17 protein-coding genes are annotated in these 17484 nt (G+C 71.5%); 4 read left to right on the forward strand and 13 right to left on the reverse strand.

Translation table 11 applies throughout. The features are described from left to right. Positions 1-150: 150 nt before the first annotated feature. The 13 genes from ACIPY5_RS15585 to ACIPY5_RS15645 all read right to left on the reverse strand — a co-directional run bounded on the left by ACIPY5_RS15585 (position 151) and on the right by ACIPY5_RS15645 (position 13608). Entirely contained in the window at positions 151-1077 is a 927-nt protein-coding gene (locus ACIPY5_RS15585) for an NAD(P)/FAD-dependent oxidoreductase (protein ID WP_400972230.1), read from the reverse strand. Beyond that, positions 1070-1399, reverse strand: a complete 330-nt coding sequence (gene fdxA / locus ACIPY5_RS15590) for a ferredoxin (protein ID WP_309339760.1) — start codon at positions 1397-1399, stop codon at positions 1070-1072. Before fdxA ends, ACIPY5_RS15585 begins: the two co-directional genes overlap by 8 nt. After that, on the reverse strand, positions 1396-2853 hold the full coding sequence (locus ACIPY5_RS15595; RefSeq protein WP_400972231.1) for an FAD-dependent oxidoreductase: 1458 nt from the start codon (positions 2851-2853) through the stop codon (positions 1396-1398). Before ACIPY5_RS15595 ends, fdxA begins: the two co-directional genes overlap by 4 nt. Further along, on the reverse strand, positions 2850-3719 hold the full coding sequence (cobA, locus tag ACIPY5_RS15600; protein WP_400972233.1) for a uroporphyrinogen-III C-methyltransferase: 870 nt from the start codon (positions 3717-3719) through the stop codon (positions 2850-2852). The genes ACIPY5_RS15595 and cobA overlap by 4 nt, the downstream gene beginning before the upstream one ends. Then, positions 3719-4702: an ABC transporter permease gene (locus tag ACIPY5_RS15605; RefSeq protein ID WP_400972235.1), complete on the reverse strand. Its 984-nt coding sequence runs from the start codon at positions 4700-4702 to the stop codon at positions 3719-3721. The genes cobA and ACIPY5_RS15605 overlap by 1 nt, the downstream gene beginning before the upstream one ends. Then, positions 4692-5492 carry an ABC transporter ATP-binding protein gene (locus ACIPY5_RS15610; RefSeq protein WP_400972237.1) on the reverse strand — a complete coding sequence of 267 codons (801 nt, stop codon included), beginning with the start codon at positions 5490-5492 and terminating at the stop codon, positions 4692-4694. The genes ACIPY5_RS15605 and ACIPY5_RS15610 overlap by 11 nt, the downstream gene beginning before the upstream one ends. Then, entirely contained in the window at positions 5489-6559 is a 1071-nt protein-coding gene (locus ACIPY5_RS15615; protein WP_400972239.1) for an ABC transporter substrate-binding protein, read from the reverse strand. Before ACIPY5_RS15615 ends, ACIPY5_RS15610 begins: the two co-directional genes overlap by 4 nt. Positions 6560-6698: 139 nt before the next feature. Then, on the reverse strand, positions 6699-7997 hold the full coding sequence (locus ACIPY5_RS15620; RefSeq protein ID WP_309339456.1) for a GTP-binding protein: 1299 nt from the start codon (positions 7995-7997) through the stop codon (positions 6699-6701). Positions 7998-8140: 143 nt separating this feature from the next. Next, positions 8141-9103 carry a sulfate adenylyltransferase subunit CysD gene (cysD, locus tag ACIPY5_RS15625; RefSeq protein WP_400972242.1) on the reverse strand — a complete coding sequence of 321 codons (963 nt, stop codon included), beginning with the start codon at positions 9101-9103 and terminating at the stop codon, positions 8141-8143. Continuing rightward, positions 9100-9792, reverse strand: coding sequence for a phosphoadenylyl-sulfate reductase (locus ACIPY5_RS15630; RefSeq protein ID WP_400972675.1), 693 nt, complete (start codon positions 9790-9792; stop codon positions 9100-9102). The genes cysD and ACIPY5_RS15630 overlap by 4 nt, the downstream gene beginning before the upstream one ends. Positions 9793-9899: 107 nt before the next feature. Next, entirely contained in the window at positions 9900-11627 is a 1728-nt protein-coding gene (locus ACIPY5_RS15635) for a nitrite/sulfite reductase (RefSeq protein ID WP_400972244.1), read from the reverse strand. Positions 11628-11821: 194 nt separating this feature from the next. Next, complete coding sequence (locus tag ACIPY5_RS15640) at positions 11822-12550, reverse strand: sirohydrochlorin chelatase (protein WP_400972246.1); 729 nt, start codon at positions 12548-12550, stop codon at positions 11822-11824. Between the two features lie 179 nt (positions 12551-12729). Further along, positions 12730-13608, reverse strand: coding sequence for a serine protein kinase RIO (locus ACIPY5_RS15645; protein ID WP_400972248.1), 879 nt, complete (start codon positions 13606-13608; stop codon positions 12730-12732). 299 nt (positions 13609-13907) lie between these two features. Here ACIPY5_RS15645 and ACIPY5_RS15650 point away from each other — a divergent pair, with 299 nt between their 5' ends. From ACIPY5_RS15650 to ACIPY5_RS15665, 4 genes are all read left to right on the forward strand, one after another. After that, a complete protein-coding gene (locus tag ACIPY5_RS15650) occupies positions 13908-14372 on the forward strand; it encodes a DUF3817 domain-containing protein (RefSeq protein WP_309339446.1) in 465 nt (154 codons plus the stop codon). Positions 14373-14451: 79 nt separating this feature from the next. Beyond that, positions 14452-14817 (forward strand): NIPSNAP family protein, encoded by a 366-nt coding sequence (locus tag ACIPY5_RS15655; RefSeq protein ID WP_309339444.1) that lies wholly within the window; start codon positions 14452-14454, stop codon positions 14815-14817. A 179-nt stretch (positions 14818-14996) separates the two neighbouring features. Beyond that, the gene (dnaK, locus tag ACIPY5_RS15660; RefSeq protein ID WP_309339441.1) at positions 14997-16856 is read left to right on the forward strand and encodes a molecular chaperone DnaK; all 1860 of its coding nucleotides are present in this window, start codon (positions 14997-14999) and stop codon (positions 16854-16856) included. Continuing rightward, positions 16856-17476, forward strand: a complete 621-nt coding sequence (locus ACIPY5_RS15665; RefSeq protein WP_309339438.1) for a nucleotide exchange factor GrpE — start codon at positions 16856-16858, stop codon at positions 17474-17476. The genes dnaK and ACIPY5_RS15665 overlap by 1 nt, the downstream gene beginning before the upstream one ends. Positions 17477-17484 lie beyond the last annotated feature (8 nt).

The following is a 17484-nucleotide window of genomic DNA, read 5'->3' on the forward strand; positions in this document are numbered from 1 at the left end:
CTATCAGGGCCCCGCCGACCATGTCCCAGTTCTGGCTGCCGAATGCGGTCCGGGCGGGCCAGAAGCGGGACACGGCGCGGCCAGAAGTGGGACACGGGGCCACCGAAAGTGGGACGCGGTACTGCAGGGCGGGCGCCCACCCCGGCACGATCAGTGCGCCGTCGCGACGCCGATCGAGTCGTGGATCATCACGGCGGCGACCCTGGCGCCGGCGCCCGCGGCGACGATGAGCTGCTGCGGGCCGGGGGAGGCGACGTCGCCCGCGGCGTAGAGTCCCGGGACGCTCGTGCGTCCGGCGCGGTCGGCGGCGAGATGGCCGTGCGCGTCGAGATCGGGGGCGAGGGCGGGGAGGAAGGAGAGGTCGGTCTCCCACTCCGGGCGCACGAAGCCGCCCTCGACCGCGTGCTCGGATCCGTCGGTGAGGCGGATGCCGGTGAGCGCGCCGCGCTCGCCGCGGAGCTCCGCGATGGGGCTGCGCTCGACCTCGATCCCCGCGGCGGCGAGTTCCGCCTCCTCCGCGGCGTCGACCACGTCGGCGCCGTTCGTGAAGACCGTGAGGTCGCGGGTCCACCGGGCGATGAGCCGGGCGCGGGCGGCCAGATCCGGCGTCTCGCCGATGAGCGCGAGCGCGCGGCCCTGCAGCTCCCAGGCATCGCACGCCGCGCAGCTGAAGAGGCTCACGCCGTAGAAGCCGCGCAGGTTCGGCACCTCGGGCAGGGTCTCGCGCAGGCCTGTGGCGAGCAGCACGCGGTGGGCGACGACGCGCGCCTCGGGCGCGCGTCGGCCGATCTCGGCGGCGAAGCCGGATCCCTCCGCCTCGATCTGGAAGACGCGCTCCCTGGTGCGGATCGTGACCTGGGGATAGGCGGCGAGCTCCTCGCGAGCGAGGCGCCGCAGCTCGTGCGGCGGGATCCCGTCGCGCGTGAGGAATCCGTGCGAGATGAGGGTCGCGGCGTTGCGCGGCCGATCCGCGTCGACGACGAGCACGCGCGCGAGCGAGCGGGCGAGGTTCAGTGCGGCGGAGAGCCCGGCCGGCCCTCCGCCGACGATGAGCACGTCGTAGACGTCGTCAGTCATGACCGTCCGCCTGGGGCGGGAGCGCGGCCACCAGCGGGTGGTCGAAGGAGTAGACGCCGACCTTGGCGGCCCCGCCCGGGGATCCGATCTCGTCGAAGAACTCGACGTTCGCCTTGTAGTAGTCCGTCCACTCGTCGGGGAGGTCGTCCTCGTAGTAGATGGCCTCCACGGGGCAGACGGGCTCGCAGGCGCCGCAGTCGACGCACTCGTCGGGGTGGATGTAGAGGGAGCGCTCGCCCTCGTAGATGCAGTCGACCGGGCACTCGTCGATGCACGCACGGTCCTTCACATCCACGCAGGGCAGCGCGATCACGTACGTCATCGCGCGAGCGCTCCGCTGCGCGAGATCTCCACCTGCTCCTCGCGCGGCACGACCTTGACCCGCTCGCGGGCATGCTCGTGCGCGGCGCCGAGGGCGCGCTCGTGGGCGTCGAGTTCGAGCCAGCCGTCCCACGTCGTCACCTCGACCCCGCGCTCGGCGAGGAGCTCCAGGACATCGGCGGTCTCGGCAGGCGCCGTCAGGCGGCCGGCCTCCGCGTCCTCGAGGAGGTTCGCGATGGTCTCGGTCGCGTCGGACTTGGTGTGGCCGATGAGGCCGACCGGGCCGCGCTTGATCCAGCCGGTCGCGTACAGCCCCGGAACGCCGTCGACGCGGCCCGCCTCGTTCGGCACGACTCCGCGCTGCGCGTCGAAGGGGGCGTCGACGATCGGCGAGCCGAAGTAGCCGACGGCCCGGTACACCGCGGTGATCGGGTACTGGACGAACTCGCCGGTGCCCGAGACGGATCCGTCCTCGGCCGGAGCCGTGCGCTCGAACCGCACCGACTCGACGCGATCGGATCCGAGGACCTCCACGGGAGCGTGCCAGAAGTGCAGGTGGAGGCGGCGGGTCGCGCCCGTGCTCTCGCCGCGGTTCTCCGGACGGTCCCGCCACGCGTTCAGGGTGCGCAGCATGATCTTGAGCTGGTTGGTGGGCGCGGCGGCCGGATCCACGTCCGCGAAGTCGGCATCGTCCACGATGATGTCGACGCCGGCGACCTCGCCCAGCTCCCGCAGCTCGATCGGGGTGAACTTGATGTCGGCGGGCCCGCGGCGGCCGAACACGTGCACATCGGTGACGGCGGAGGCCTCGAGTCCTCCGAGCACGTTGTCCGGGACCTCGGTGCTGCGCAGGTTCTCCGGAAGCTTGGCGAGGATCCGGGCGACGTCGAGCGCGACGTTGCCGTTGCCGATCACCGCGACCTGCTCGTCGACGAGCGGCCAGGAGCGCGGCACGTCGGGGTGCCCGTCGAACCAGGAGACGAAGTCGGCGGCGCCGTAGGACCCGGGCAGGTCGACGCCCGGGATCCGCAGGGCGGCATCGCGGATCGCGCCGGTCGCGAGCACGACGGCGTGGTAGCGGTCCTGCAGTTCGTCGAGGGAGACATCGCGGCCGACCTCGATGTTGCCGAGGAAGCGGATCGTGCGACGGTCCCCATCCGAACGATCCCCGCCTCCGCCGAAGGGCGCGTCGAGCATCTCGTGCAGCGAGTTCACGATGCCCTTGATGCGCGGGTGATCGGGCGCGACGCCGTAGCGGATCAGGCCGTAGGGCGCGGGCAGCGACTCGAACAGGTCGATCTCGACGGCGTCGTACCCGAGGGCGGCGGCGCCGTCGACGCTGTCGCCGGCGCGCGCCGCCACGGCGTTCGCGAGGATGTTGCCGGCGTAGATGCCGGCCGGGCCCGCGCCGACGATCGCGACGCGGAGCGGGACGGGAGTGTTCAGAGCGGTCACGGCTGCAGGGTCTTTCGGTCGGTCCGGGCGAAGTATGACCGCGAGACTCCATCTCCGCGACGAGACTGCGCCCCTGGAGCGCTGTCTCGTCGCGGGGTTGCAGTCTCGCGGGTAAGGGTATGGGCAAGGGTAAGGGAAGGGCCTGCGTGGGGGCTCAGGCGGACCACGTCGCCGACCACGACGACGGCGGGGTTGCGGACCTGGCGCACGGCGGCGAGGGCCGCGATCGTGCCGAGCGTCCCGATCGTGACGCGCTCGCCGGATCCGTAGCCGTCCTCGACGATCGCGACGGGGCAGTCGGCCCCGCGGTCGCCGCGGGACAGGACCCCTGCCGTGTGCGCGAGCGTGCCGATGCCCATGAGCAGCACGACCGTGTGGTCGGATCCGCCCGGAAGCTGCTCGATCGGATCGTGCGCGCTCGCGACCGTGAAGGCCGTGGCGACCCCCCGGTGCGTGAGCGGGATGCCCGCCACGGCGGGCACCGAGATCGCGCTCGTGATGCCCGGCACCACGCGGACGGCGATGCCCTCGGCCTCGCAGTACAGCGCCTCCTCGCGGCCGCGCCCGAGCACGAACGGATCCCCGCCCTTGAGGCGCACGACCTCGCGCCCCGCGCGCGCGTGCCGCACGAGCAGGGCGTTGATCTCGTTCTGCGGCACGGGGTGATGTCCCGGGGTCTTGCCCACGTCGATCACCTCGGCGCCGAGGACGACGCCCTCGGCCGCGAGCTGGTCGAGCACGGCGCGCGCGCCCAGCCGATCCGCGACGATCACGTCGGCGCGCTCGAGGGCGCGCAGGCCGCGGATCGTGAGCAGGCCGGCGTCGCCGGGTCCTGCACCCACGAGGGTGACGGTTCCGTTGGTCATCATGCGCCTCCGAGCAGAAGTCCGCGGCGGCGGAGCACGGCCCGCTCGAGCGGCGCGAACAGCACCAGCTCGATCAGGATGCCGATCGCCAGGATCAGGATGATGGTGGCCAGCACGCCGGGCAGGTCGGCGAGCTGACGGGACTGGTCGAGCATGGTCCCGAGGCCGAACCCGATGGATCCGCCGGTGGTGATGATCTCCGCGGCCATGAGCGAGCGCCAGGAGAAGGCCCAGCCCTGCTTGAGACCGGCGAGATAGCCGGGCAGCGCCGCCGGCAGCACGATCACCGTCGCGGCCTGCCAGCGGCTCGCGCCGAGCACGGTGCCCACGCGGCGCAGCTGCGGCGGCACCTGGTCGACGCCCGCGAGCAATCCGTTCACGATCGAGGGGATCGCGCCCATCAGGATCACGAAGTACACGGTCGCGTCCGAGAGGCCGAACCAGATGATCGCCGCGGGCACCCAGGCGACCGACGGCAGCACCTGCAGCCCCGAGATCAGGGGCCCCGCGGCGCGGCGCAGGAGCTTCCACTCCGCGAGCAGCAGGCCGAGCGGGGTGCCGATCGCGATCGCGATGAGGAAGCCGAGGCCGCCGCGTTCGAGGCTCGTGAGCACGGCCTCCTGCAGTCGGCCCGCCTGCCAGGCGTCGCCCAGCGCGCCCAGCACCTGGAGCGGGCTCGGCGCCTTGTCGGGGCGCGGTTGCGCGATCACGATGTACAGCTGCCAGGCCGCGATCAGCAGGATCAGCAGTCCGACCGGCGGCAGCACCGCACGAAGCCGCTCCCGCGTGCGGGAGCCGGATCCGGTCTCGACGGTCTGCAGGCGATCGAGACCCGCTTCGAGGCGGGCGAGGTCGTCGTCCTTCTTCGTGGTGCGCGATCCCGCGGGGGCACCGCGTTTCGTCTCGGTCGACGCCGGCGCGCCGTCCTCGCTCAACGCCCCCGGGGGGACGGCGCTCGCGGAGGGGAAGGTGTCAAGAGGCATTGCGGCGGATCTCCTTCCGCAGCTCGACGGTGATCTCGGCGGCCAGCGCCGACACCTCGGGCGATTCGATCCGGCGGCCGCGGGTGCGGGCCACGCGCCACTCGCGCGAGATCCGGCCGGGGCGGCTGCCGAGCAGCACCACGCGCTCGCCGAGGCGGGCGGCCTCGCGCACGTTGTGCGTGACGAAGACGATCGTGCGACCGGTCTCGCGCCACACGTTCTCGAGCACCTCGTGCAGCAGGTCGCGCGTGATCGCATCGAGCGCCGCGAAGGGCTCGTCCATGAGCAGCACGGGCCGGTCCTGGGCGAGGGCCCTGGCCAGCGCCACGCGCTGCCGCATGCCACCGGAGAGCTCGTGCGGGCGCTTGTCCGCGGCGTCGGCGAGGTTCACGATCCTGAGCAAGCGCAGCGCCTCGGCCCGGCGCTCGGCGCGGGGGACCCCGCGCAGGCGGAGGGCGAGCTCGACGTTGCGCCGGGCGCTCAGCCAGGGCATGAGGGCCGCATCCTGGAACATCACGGCCGCGCCCTCCTCCGGCGCGTGCAGCGCACCCGAGGTCACGGGTTCGAGACCGGCGATGAGGTTGAGCAGGGTGGACTTGCCGCAGCCGCTCGCGCCGAGCAGGCAGACGAACTCTCCCGGCGCGATGTCGAGCGAGACGTCGTCGAGCACGACAGGGCCGGATCCGTACCGCTTGGTGACGTGCGCGAGGCGCACGGCCGGATCGACCGGATCCGGTGCGGGCAGGACCGGGGTGACCCCGTCGAAGCTCGGCGCGAGCGGAGCGGTCATTTCTTCGTTCCCAGCCCGCCGTCGTCGACCGCGGGCTCGTTCCGGGCCTTGAGGGCGGTGTTCAGCGCCGCGAGGTCGAAGAGGCCGTCGATCGAGCCCTTGGTCTGGGTTCCCGCCGTGACGCCGTTCTTGACGAGCGTCGCGAACGCTGCGGCGTTCGGATCCGCAGAGAACGACACGGCCGCCAGGGACTTCGTGAGCACCTCATCGGCCAGGGGCTTGCCCGTGGCCTTCTTGAGCGCCTCGTTCACGACCCCGGGGAGCTCGGTCGGGTGGGCCTTGATCCAGTCGAGGGAGTCGAGGTGCCCGGCCAGGAGCTCCTTGACCGCCTCGGGGTGCTTGTCGGCGAAGTCCTTGCTCACGAGCAGCACCGTCGTCGGGAACTTCCCGTCGGGCCACAGGTCGCGCTCGTCCTGCAGCACGTGGGCGCCCGCCTCGACGACCAGGCGCGAGGCCCACGGCTCGGGGAGCCAGGCCCCGTCGAGCTGGCCGTTCTTGAAGAGCGTGAGGGTCTGCGCGTTCTCGGTCGGGGTGATGTTCACATCGCCGCCTCCGGACACGTTCGTCTTCAGGCCCTTGGACGAGAGCCAGGTGCGCAGCGCGACATCCTGCGTGTTGCCCAGCTGCGGGGTGGCGAGCGTCTTGCCCTTGAGATCCTCGGCGCTGGTGATGCCGTCGCGCACCACGAGCGCGGCGCCCCCGCTCGTGGCCCCGGCGATCACGCGCGCCGAGGCGCCGCCCGACTTGATGAACGTGTTGATCGCCGGATTCGGGCCGATGTAGGCCGCGTCGATCGCGCCGGCGGAGAGCGCCTCGACCGCCGCGGGGCCGGCGTTGAAGACCTCCGTGTGCAGCTTGGTGGAGCCGAGCTCCTTCTGGATCAGGCCCTCGCTCACGCCCACCAGGGCGGGGGCGTGCGTGACCGTGGCGAAGTAGCCGAGGCGGAGCGTGTCGAGCTTCTCGCCCTTGTCGGCGGCGGCCGCCTGACCGGAGGCGCAGCCGGCGAGCATCGCCATCGCGAGTCCGAGGGTCGTGATGGCCGTGCTGATGCGGGTCTTGCGATTCACTGTCGCCTCCTTAGGCGTTCTTGGGTGGGGGATCTTTACCGTTGGTCGTCGAGCGTTCTTCGCCTCGTCGCTCCGCTCCTCGCTCAGGAACCGGTCCCTGAGCGAGCGAAGCGAGACGAAGGGCGCCCGGCGACCGCGACTACGCCGCCGTGACGACGGTCGCGGCCGCCAGAGTGGCGCCGTCGGCCGGGTGGATGAGCAGCAGGGCCCCTCCCTCCCGGTCCTCGGCGTACGGCTCGAGGGGCAGGGCGGACGCGAAGCGGATCCGCACGCGGCCGATCTCGTTCACGGCCAGCTCGGCAGCGTCCTCGAGGGCGAGCGTGTCCAGGTCGCGGCGCGAGAGCACCTCGGTCACGATCGCCTGCACGGTCGCCGTGCCGTGCTTGGCGAGCACGCGCGCCCCGGGGGCGATCGGCCGCACGTCGAGCTGGAAGAGCTCGACCTCGGCCTCCGCATGCCCGCTCGGCACGGTGCCGGCGGTCGCGATGAGCGCGCCGCGGGCGGCGTCCACCTCATCGGCGAGGGTGACGGCGATCGACTGCGCGGTGTGCGCGGACTCCGCGACCCGACCGGCGACGCGGATCCCTGTGACGAAGGTCTCGTGTCCGCCGGGGAAGACCTGCACGCGGTCGCCGACCCGGACGGATCCGCTCGACACCCGTCCGGCGAAGCCGCGGTAGTCGCGCAGGTCCTCGGCCTCGGCGTCGTCGACCAGCGCCGAGACCCCGCCCTGCGGCCGGATCACGGTCTGCACCGGGAGGCGGAAGGCGGCGTCCTCCTCGGCCTGGCGCGCGGGGAGGGTCTCGAGCAGCTCGCGCAGCGTCGGGCCGTCGTACCAGGGCGTGCGTGCGGACGGATCCACGATGTTGTCGCCCTCGAGCGCCGAGACCGGGATCACGTGCGCGTCGATGAGGCCGAGCTCGGCGGCGACCGCGAGCGCCTGCTCCTCGACCGCGCGGAAGCGGTCCTCGTCGAAGCCGGTGAGATCGATCTTGTTGACCGCGACGATCACGTGCGGCACCCGCAGCAGCGAGACCACGGCGAGGTGCCGGCGGGTCTGCTCCACGACGCCCTTGCGCGCGTCGATCAGGACGACGACGGCGTCGGCCGTCGCGGATCCGGTGACCATGTTGCGCGTGTACTGCACGTGACCCGGGCAGTCGGCGAGGATGAAGCTGCGCGCGTCGGTCGCGAAGTAGCGGTAGGCGACGTCGATCGTGATGCCCTGCTCGCGTTCGGCGCGGAGGCCGTCGGTGAGCAGCGCGAAGTCGAACTCGCCGTGGGCGAAGCCGCGGTCGGCCGAAGTGCGGGCGACCTGCTCGAGCTGATCGGCGAGGATGGCCTTCGCGTCGTGCAGCAGCCGCCCGACCAGGGTCGACTTGCCGTCGTCGACGGATCCCGCCGTCGCGAACCGGAACAGCGTGGTGTCCCTCAGCACCCCGGCTTCCCGCCCCGCCCCTGACCGCGAGACTTCATCTCCGCGACGAGACTGCACTTCTGCAGCGCTGTCTCGTCGCCCAGTTGCAGTCTCGCGGTCAAGGGACGGGACGGGGGCGAGGGGGGATCCGATGTCGGTGCTCATCAGAAGTATCCGTTCTTCTTGCGGTCCTCCATGGCGGCCTCGCTGATCCGGTCGTCGGCGCGGGTGGCGCCGCGCTCGGTGAGCGTGGAGCGGGCGACCTCGGCGACCACCTGGTCGACGGTCGCCGCGTCCGACTCGACGGCGCCCGTGCAGCTCGCATCTCCCACCGTGCGGTAGCGGACCACACGGCGCTCGACCTGCTCGCCCTCGCGCGGCCGGGCGTGCTCGTTCACGGCCCACCACATGCCGTCGCGGCGGAACACCTCGCGCTCGTGCGCCAGGTACAGGGGCGGCAGGGCGATCCGCTCGCGGGCGATGTAGCGCCACACGTCGAGCTCGGTCCAGTTCGAGATCGGGAACGCGCGCACGTGCTTGCCCGGCGTGTGCCGGCCGTTGTAGAGGCTCCACAGCTCCGGACGCTGATTGCGCGGATCCCACTGCCCGAACTCGTCGCGCAGCGAGATGATGCGCTCCTTGGCGCGCGCCTTGTCCTCGTCGCGGCGCGCGCCGCCGAACACGGCGTCGTGCTTGCCCGCGGCGATCGCATCGAGCAGCGGCTGGGTCTGCAGCACGTTGCGCGTGCCGTCCGGACGCTCGGCCAGGCGACCGTCGTCGAGGTAGTCCTGCACCCGGGCGACCTCGAGCGTGAGCCCGAGGCGCTGGACGGTCTCGTCGCGGAACCGGATGACCTCGTCGAAGTTGTGCCCGGTGTCCACGTGCAGCACGGGGAACGGGATCCGGCCCGGCGCGAAGGCGCGGGCGGCGAGATGCAGCACGAGCACGGAGTCCTTGCCGCCGGAGAACAGCAGCACGGGGCGCTCGAACTCGGCCACGACCTCGCGGATGATGTGGATCGCCTCGGCCTCGAGCAGGTCGAGTCCGGTCAGCCCTTCGTCTCCTCGCTGCGCTCCTCGCTCAGGGACCGATTCGATGGTGGGGTCGAGGGTGTCGATGATGCTCATACGTGGAGTCCGCATTCGGTCTTGGCGAGTCCGGCCCAGCGGCCGGAGCGGGGGTCTTCGCCCGCGGCGACGGGCTTGGTGCACGGCGCGCAGCCGATCGACGGGTACCCGTTCGCGACGAGGGGGTTCACCACCACGTCGTGCGCGGTGGCGTAGGCGATGAGGTCGTCGAACGACCATGACGCGACCGGGTTCACCTTGATGAGGCCGTTGCGCTCGTCGAACGCGATCAGGGGCGTGTTCGCCCTGGTGGGCGCCTCCTCGCGGCGCACCCCGGTGAACCACACCTCGTAGCCGCCGAGCGCCTGATGCAGCGGAGCGACCTTGCGCATCTCGCAGCACAGCGCCGGATCCCGGGAGAACAGGTCCTTGCCGAACTCGGCGTCCTGTTCAAGGACGGTCTGCGCGGGCTTCACATCGACGATGCGCACGTCGAGCGTGCGGGCGACCTCGTCGCGCGTGAACGTCGTCTCGAGGAAGTGGTAGCCCGTGTCGAGGAACAGCACGTCGACACCGCCGATCGCCTCGGCCACGAGGTGGGGCAGCGCCGCGTCGGCCATCGAGCAGGCGACGGCGGCGAGGCGGGGGGAGACGTTCGCGGCGACCCAGGCGACGACCTCGGCGGGCGAGGCCTCGTCGGCGGATCCGCTGCGCAGCTCCGCCGCGCCGCGTTCGGCGAGCGCGCGCAGTTCGTCGAGCGAGCGGCGGGCGGGGCGTCCCTCGTCGGATCCTGAGCGAGCGGAGCGAGACGAAGGGCGCTGCGCTCCTCGCTCAGGAACCGGGGAGGTCGCGGTGCTCACTGCAGCGCCTCCTCGTCGGCGCGGTGCGCCCAGACCGCGAAGGTCTCGTCGGCCTCGCGGTCGGCGAGGAACCGGCGCACGACCCGTTCCGTGTAGTCGGCGATGCCGTCGGCGGTGACCTTCAGCCCGCGGACCGTGCGGCCGAGCCCGGCCTCCTCCCGCAGCGGGGAGGCCAGTCCGCCGCCGAGGTGCACCTGATAGCCGGGCACCTGCTCGCCGTCGATCGTGACGAGCTGTCCCTTGAGGCCGATGTCGGCGGTCTGGATCCGCGCGCACGAGTTGGGGCAGCCGTTGACGTGCAGCGAGATCGGGTGCGGCAGGTCGATGCCGGCGAGCCGCTCCTCCAGCTGCTCGACGGCGGCGGCCGCGTTCACCTTGGTCTCCACGATCGCGAGCTTGCAGAACTCGATGCCCGTGCACGCGATCGTGCTGCGCCGGAACAGGTCGGGGCGCGAGGACAGGCCGAGCGCGTCGAGCCCGGCGACGAGGGAGGGGACCCGGTCCTCCGGGATGTCCAGGATCACCAGCTTCTGGTGCGGGGTCGTCCGCAGCCGTGCGGATCCGTGCTCCTCGATGAGGTCGGCCAGCTTCGCGAGCGACGGGCCGGAGATCCGCCCGACGAGAGGGGTGACGCCGACGTAGAACCGGCCGTCCTTCTGCCGGTGGATGCCCACGTGGTCGCCGGGGCTCGTCGGCTGGGGGGACGCCGGGCCGTCGGGGAGCGGCGCCTCCAGGTACTCGGTCTCGAGGATCCGGCGGAACTTCTCGGTGCCCCACTCGGCCAGCAGGAACTTGAGCCGGGCCTTGTTCCGCAGCCGGCGGTACCCGTAGTCGCGGAAGATCCGGGTCACGCCGTGCCACACGTCGGCGACGAGCTCGGGGGCGACGAAGACGCCGAGGCGCTCGCCGAGGCGGGGGGTGGTCGACAGCGCGCCGCCGACCCAGAGGTCGTAGCCGACGCCGAGCTCGGGATGGACGACCCCGACGAACGCGACGTCGTTGATCTCGTGCACGACGTCCTGGCTGGGATGTCCCGTGATGGCCGTCTTGAACTTGCGGGGCAGGTTCGCGAGCTCAGGGTCGCCGATGAAGCGGTCGGTGATCTCGTCGATCTGCGGGGTCGGGTCGATGATCTCGTCGGCCGCGATCCCCGCGACGGGCGAGCCCAGCACGACGCGCGGGACGTCGCCGCAGGCCTCGGTGGTCTGCAGGCCGACCGCCTCCAGGCGGCGCCAGATCTCCGGCACGTCCTCGACGCGCACCCAGTGCAGCTGGATGTTCTGCCGGTCGGTCACGTCGGCGGTGTCGCGCGCGAAGTCGACCGAGATCCCCGCGATGACCCGCAGCTGCTCGGTGGTCAGCTGCCCGCCGTCGATCCGCACCCGCAGCATGAAGTACTCGTCCTCGAGCTCCTCCGGCGTGAGCGTGGCGGTGCGGCCTCCGTCGATGCCCGGCTTGCGCTGCGTGTACAGGCCCCAGACGCGGAAGCGACCGTGCAGGTCGGTCGGATCGATGCTCGAGAAGCCGCCCTTCGAGTAGACCTGTTCGATGCGCTCGCGCACGCTCAGGCCGTTGTCGGCCTGCTTCCACTCCTCGTTGCCGTTGAGCGGCTCGGTGCCGTCGATCTTCCACTGACCGTTGGGCTTGGACGACGGGCGCGGCGGGCGGGCGCGGTCGGTCGTCGGTCGTGCGCCGCGCACGGCAGCGGTCGGTTCGGGAGACATGCGGACAAGGTACGTGCGGATCCGCCCGGACGCCCGTGTGTGTCAGCGCGGCCGACACGGGGCGTCATTGTTCGACATGGTGCAGATTCCTCACGGGCGGATGCGGTTGGATGGAGCGCCGCCGCGCGCGTCCGAAGCGCTCGTCATGGCGGACGCGCTCCCATGTCCATGCCGCATGGTCGAGGACGCTCCGCCTACCCCGTCCTCCGAGTGCGTGCCGTGAGCCCTTCGGCGCCCGCGAGATAGCGGTCCACGACGAGGTCCACGAGCGGGGCAGGCGGCTCGCCGCCGTCGAGCAGCGGCTCGGAGAGCGCGGATCCGGCCGCGCGCTCCGCCACGTCGAAGAAGTAGCCGTGCGCGAGCAGGTAGGTCGCCACCGCGGCGCCGGGGTGCGCGGCGAGGGCGTCGGCGAGGCTCGGCTCCCGGGCGGCGAGGTACGCGGGCAGGACCGGGCGGCCGAGGCGCTCGCCCAGCTGCGCCGCCATCGCCTCGGCGTCGGGCAGGGAGCGCGGATCCCGGGATCCCGCGACGGCGAGCACGACCGGACCATCGGCATCGGCCTCTGCGCCGGACGCGCGGCCGGGCGAGGGGGCCTCCGCCAGCCGGAGCGCGAGCACCTCCGCGAGCCGCGGGTCGGGGCCGAGCGGATCCGTCACGACAGCATCGCTGCGTGCGCGAGCGGCTCCGCCCAGATCCACCCGGACGTGGAAGCCCTGCGACAGCAGCAGCGGCACGACGACCACCGGCCCCTCGATCGCGGCCAGGGCCGTGGGGGCGTCCGGCTCCTGCACATCGACGAATCCGGAGTGCACGGCGACGTCGGGGAGGCGCTCGGCGACGCGGCGCACGACCAGCGCGATCGCGGCGGCGCCGGCGGCGTCCGAGGTGCCGTGCGACACGGCGAGCAGCGCGGGGCGGGGCATGGTCGGAGTGTATGCGGATGTCCGCGGGCGTGTTCGGACGTTCTTCACACACCGACATCGGCTCCGATGGACGTCCGCGTCTCGCGATGGTGCGCAGGATCGGTTTTGGGGCGCGTCCCGCCACGATCAGGTGCCCTGGTGCGCCCCGAACCGGCGGATCGCGCCCCAAACGGGTCGGGTCACCCGAACGACTCCGCGACCAGCTCGCCGAAGAGCTCCTCGGCGTCGACGTCCAGGCGCTGCCGGGCGAACCAGTCGCACACGTTGACGCAGTCGCGGTGCAGCAGATCCAGTCCCTGCGGGTTCGCGACCGTGTCCACGATCTGCGGCAGATCGATCACGACCACGCGGCCTTCCTGGACGAGCAGGTTGTAGGGCGAGAGGTCGCCGTGCGCGACGCCGGCCCTGGCGAAGGTCCGCATGAGGTCGGCCACCTGCACGAACAGGTCGGGGAGCGCCTCCGGATCATGTCGCACCTGCGCGAGCCGGGGCGCCGCGGCGCCGTCGGCGGATCCGATGAACTCCATGAGCACCTCGGTGCCGCTCACCTGCACCGGATAGGGCACGGGGGCGCCGAGCTCCCACATCCGACGCAGGGCCTCGAACTCGGCCAGGGACCACTGCGCGGCGGCCACCTCGCGGCCGTGCTCGGACTTCTTCGCGAGGGCGCGCGCGTCGCGGGAGTTCCGGGTGCGGCGGCCCTCGGTGTACACGGCGGAGCGGTGGAACGAGCGGTGCTCCGTGCCGCGATAGCGCTTGGCGGCGAGGAGCGTGCGCTGGGTGGGATCGCCGGGTACCGCGCGCTCGAGGAGGAAGACGTCGGCCTCCTTGCCGGTCTTGAGGATGCCGAGCTCGGTGTCGACGGCGCCGGCCGAGGTCACCACCCAGTCGGGGCGGGGCTCGGGACCGCGCTCGGTCGGGGTCGCGGCGGGCCAGGTGGTCCAGCGCTGGCCCTCGCCGAGGTCGACATCGGCGAAGGACAGGCCGAGATCGTCGTCATCGGCGGCGGAGAGGAACAGGGAGGCAGAAGCATCCGAGGATGCGGAGGAAGGGATCACGAGAGGCTCCGGGTCGGGGCCGCTCGCGAAGGGATCGGGCGGGCGGCCTCAGGGAAGAAGGTCGGCGAAGGGCGCGACAACAGAGACGTTCATCGTCAGCTCCTTCCCTCGGATCCCCGGGGCGTTCCCGGTGCCCGCCGAGTCTACGGGGTCCGGGCCCTCGTGCGGAAGCCCCGCCCGGATCCCGAGGGCTCGGCGAGAGGATCCGGCGAGAAGACCCATCGAAAGGTGGAGGCCTGCAGGAGGCGGCGGACGGATCCGCATCCCTACGCTGGAGAGGACCCGACCCGAGGAGAGAAGTGTTCACCACTCCCGCCCGCCTTTTCCGCGTGCTCGCGATCGCGGAGGCCATCACCTGGACCCTGCTGATCGGCGCCCTGATCGGCCGCGCCACGGGACTGCCGCCGGTGCTCGTGACGATCGCCGGATCCATCCACGGCTTCGTCTTCCTCTCCTACGGCGCCACCGCCGTGCTGCTCGCGTTCCATCAGCGCTGGGGCGTCGGCGTCGCGGTCCTCGCGATCGCGAGCGCGATCGTGCCCTACGCCACGATCCCCGCCGAGATCTGGCTGCACCGCAGCGGGCGCCTCGCCGGCGACTGGCGCCTGGAGCAGACCGATGACCCGCGCGACGCGACCTGGTACGACCGCACGATGCGCTGGTTCCTGCACCGTCCGTGGGTGCTCGCGCTGCTCATCGTCGCGGCGGTCGCCGCGCTGTTCGCGGTGCTGCTGCTGATCGGCCCTCCCGGCGGGAGCCACTGACCGGAACCCGGACCGGAACCCCCGACCGGAGTCGTCGACCGAGGAAGAGTCTGGATCGGGCGCGGGGTGCCGTGCGAGGATGGCGGTCATCCGCGCCCGCCGCCCCTCCGGAGTCGTCATGCCCGTGCTCGAGATCCGCTCCTACGTCCTGCATCCCGGCGCCCGTGCGGGCTTCCATGACCTCTTCCACAACAAGGTCATGCCGATGCTCGCCGACCAGGGGATCCGCGTGGTGCGCTACGGCGCGAGCGAGCACGACGAGGTCTCGTACGTCCTCATGCGCGCGTTCGATTCGGTCGACCACAGGGACGAGCAGGAGGACCGCTTCTACGGCAGCGCGCTGTGGCGCGAGGGGTACCGCGACGAGGTGCTGGCGATGATCGCCTCCTACCAGGAGGTCGTCCTCACGCTGGACGATGCCACGGTCGACGCGCTCGGATCCTGAGCGCGGAAGGCATCCGCGCCGCCATCGGCAAACTTGAGCCGACTGCTATCAAGTTTGTTGACAAGTCTTGACGTCGGGCGTACCCTTGAGTCATCGCGACTCAGGTTTTCGGAGGATCGTCTCCGGCGGACCGGGGATCGCGCAGACTTCCCAGAACTTCCGACTGAAGGAGAAAACAAATGGCACGTGCTGTCGGTATCGACCTCGGTACGACGAACTCCGTCGTCAGCGTCCTTGAGGGCGGCGAGCCCAAGGTCATCGCCAACGCCGAAGGCTTCCGGACCACCCCCTCGGTGGTCGCCTTCACCAAGGACGGGGAGGTGCTCGTCGGCGAGACCGCGAAGCGCCAGGCCGTCACCAACGTCGACCGCACGATCGCATCGGTCAAGCGCCACATGGGCACCGACTGGTCGTTCGACGTGGACGGCAAGAAGTGGACGCCGCAGGAGATCTCCGCGCGCATCCTGCAGAAGCTCAAGCGCGACGCCGAGGCGTACCTGGGCGACACCGTGACCGACGCGGTCATCACCGTCCCCGCGTACTTCAACGACGCCGAGCGTCAGGCCACCAAGGAGGCCGGCGAGATCTCGGGTCTCAACGTCCTGCGCATCATCAACGAGCCCACCGCCGCGGCCCTGGCCTACGGCCTGGACAAGGGCAAGGAGGACGAGCTCATCCTCGTCTTCGACCTCGGCGGCGGCACCTTCGACGTCTCCCTGCTCGAGGTGGGCAAGGACGACGACTTCTCCACGATCCAGGTGCGCTCCACCGCCGGTGACAACCGCCTCGGCGGCGACGACTGGGACCAGCGCCTCGTCGACTACCTGATCAAGCAGTTCAAGGACTCGACCGGCGTCGACGTCTCGGGTGACAAGATCGCGCTGCAGCGGCTCAAGGAGGCCGCGGAGCAGGCGAAGAAGGAGCTCAGCTCCTCGACGTCGACCAGCGTCAACCTGCCGTACCTGTCGCTCACCGAGAACGGCCCCGTGTCGCTGAGCGAGACGATCACCCGTGCGAAGTTCGAGGACCTCACCAAGGACCTGCTCGACCGCACGAAGAAGCCCTTCGAGGACGTCATCCGCGAGGCCGGCATCAAGGTCGGCGACATCGCGCACGTCGTGCTCGTCGGCGGATCCACCCGTATGCCCGCCGTGGCCGAGCTCGTCAAGCGCGAGACCGGCAAGGAGGCCAACAAGGGCGTGAACCCGGACGAGGTCGTCGCCGTCGGCGCGGCCCTCCAGGCCGGCGTGCTGAAGGGCGAGCGCAAGGACGTCCTCCTCATCGACGTCACCCCGCTGAGCCTCGGCATCGAGACCAAGGGCGGCATGATGACCAAGCTCATCGAGCGCAACACGGCCATCCCGACCAAGCGCAGCGAGACCTTCACGACCGCCGACGACAACCAGCCGTCGGTCGCCATCCAAGTCTTCCAGGGCGAGCGCGAGTTCACCCGCGACAACAAGCCGCTGGGCACGTTCGAGCTGACCGGCATCGCGCCGGCCCCGCGCGGCATCCCGCAGATCGAGGTCACCTTCGACATCGACGCGAATGGCATCGTGCACGTGTCCGCCAAGGACAAGGGCACGGGCAAGGAGCAGTCGATGACCATCACGGGCGGCTCGTCGCTCTCGAAGGACGACATCGACCGCATGGTGCGCGAGGCGGAGGAGCACGCCGCCGAGGACAAGAAGCGCCGCGAGTCGGCCGAGGTCCGCAACCAGGCCGAGACCCTGTCCTACTCGATCGAGAAGCTCATCTCGGAGAACGAGGACAAGCTCCCCGAGGACGTCAAGACCGAGGTCAAGGCCGACGTCGACGCGCTCAAGACCGCGCTGGCCGGCGATGACGACGAGGCCGTGAAGACCGCGTTCGACAAGCTGAACCAGTCGCAGACGAAGCTCGGCGAGGCGATCTACGCGCAGTCCCAGGCCGACGCGGCCCCGGGTGCTTCCGAGGGCGCCCCGGCCGGCGAGAGCGCGGCGTCCGATGAGGACGTCGTGGACGCCGAGGTCGTGGACGACGAGGACGAGAAGAAGTAATGACGGATCCCAAGGACTTCGAAGAGCCCGAAGAGGGCCGTGAGGTCGGCGGCCAGGGGTCGGACGCGAACGCGTCCGGCCCCGCGGCCGGGGCCGACGACGTGCAGGACGCCGAAGAGCTCACGGTCGACGACATCCTGAACATCGCGCAGAACGACGACGCGCTCGCCGAGGACGCCGCGGAGGACGCGGCGCTGCATGACGCCGAGCACACGCTGCTCGTCGACCTCAAGCGCCTCCAGGCCGAGTACGCGAACTACCGCCGCCGCACCGAGGAGCAGCGCGGCATCGAGATCCAGCGCGCGAAGGGCGAGGCCGCCAAGGGCCTGCTCCCCGTGCTCGACGACCTCGACCGCGCCGCCGCCCACGGAGACCTGCAGGAGGGCACCCCCTTCGCCGCGATCGCGGACAAGGTCCGCTCGGTCGTCGAGCGCCTGGGCGTGGTCTCGTACGGCGAGAAGGGCGAGGAGTTCGACCCGCAGCAGCACGAGGCGATCTTCCAGCAGCCCACCCCGGGCGTGGAGAAGGCCGTCGTGCTCGAGGTCGTCGAGGTGGGCTACCGCCTGGGCGATGTCGAGCTGCGTCCCGCCAAGGTCGTCGTCGCCGTTCCTGCCGAGTAGGGCGGTGG

This window comes from Microbacterium sp. NPDC089698 (assembly GCF_044749045.1).
Classification (GTDB): Bacteria; Actinomycetota; Actinomycetes; order Actinomycetales; family Microbacteriaceae; genus Microbacterium.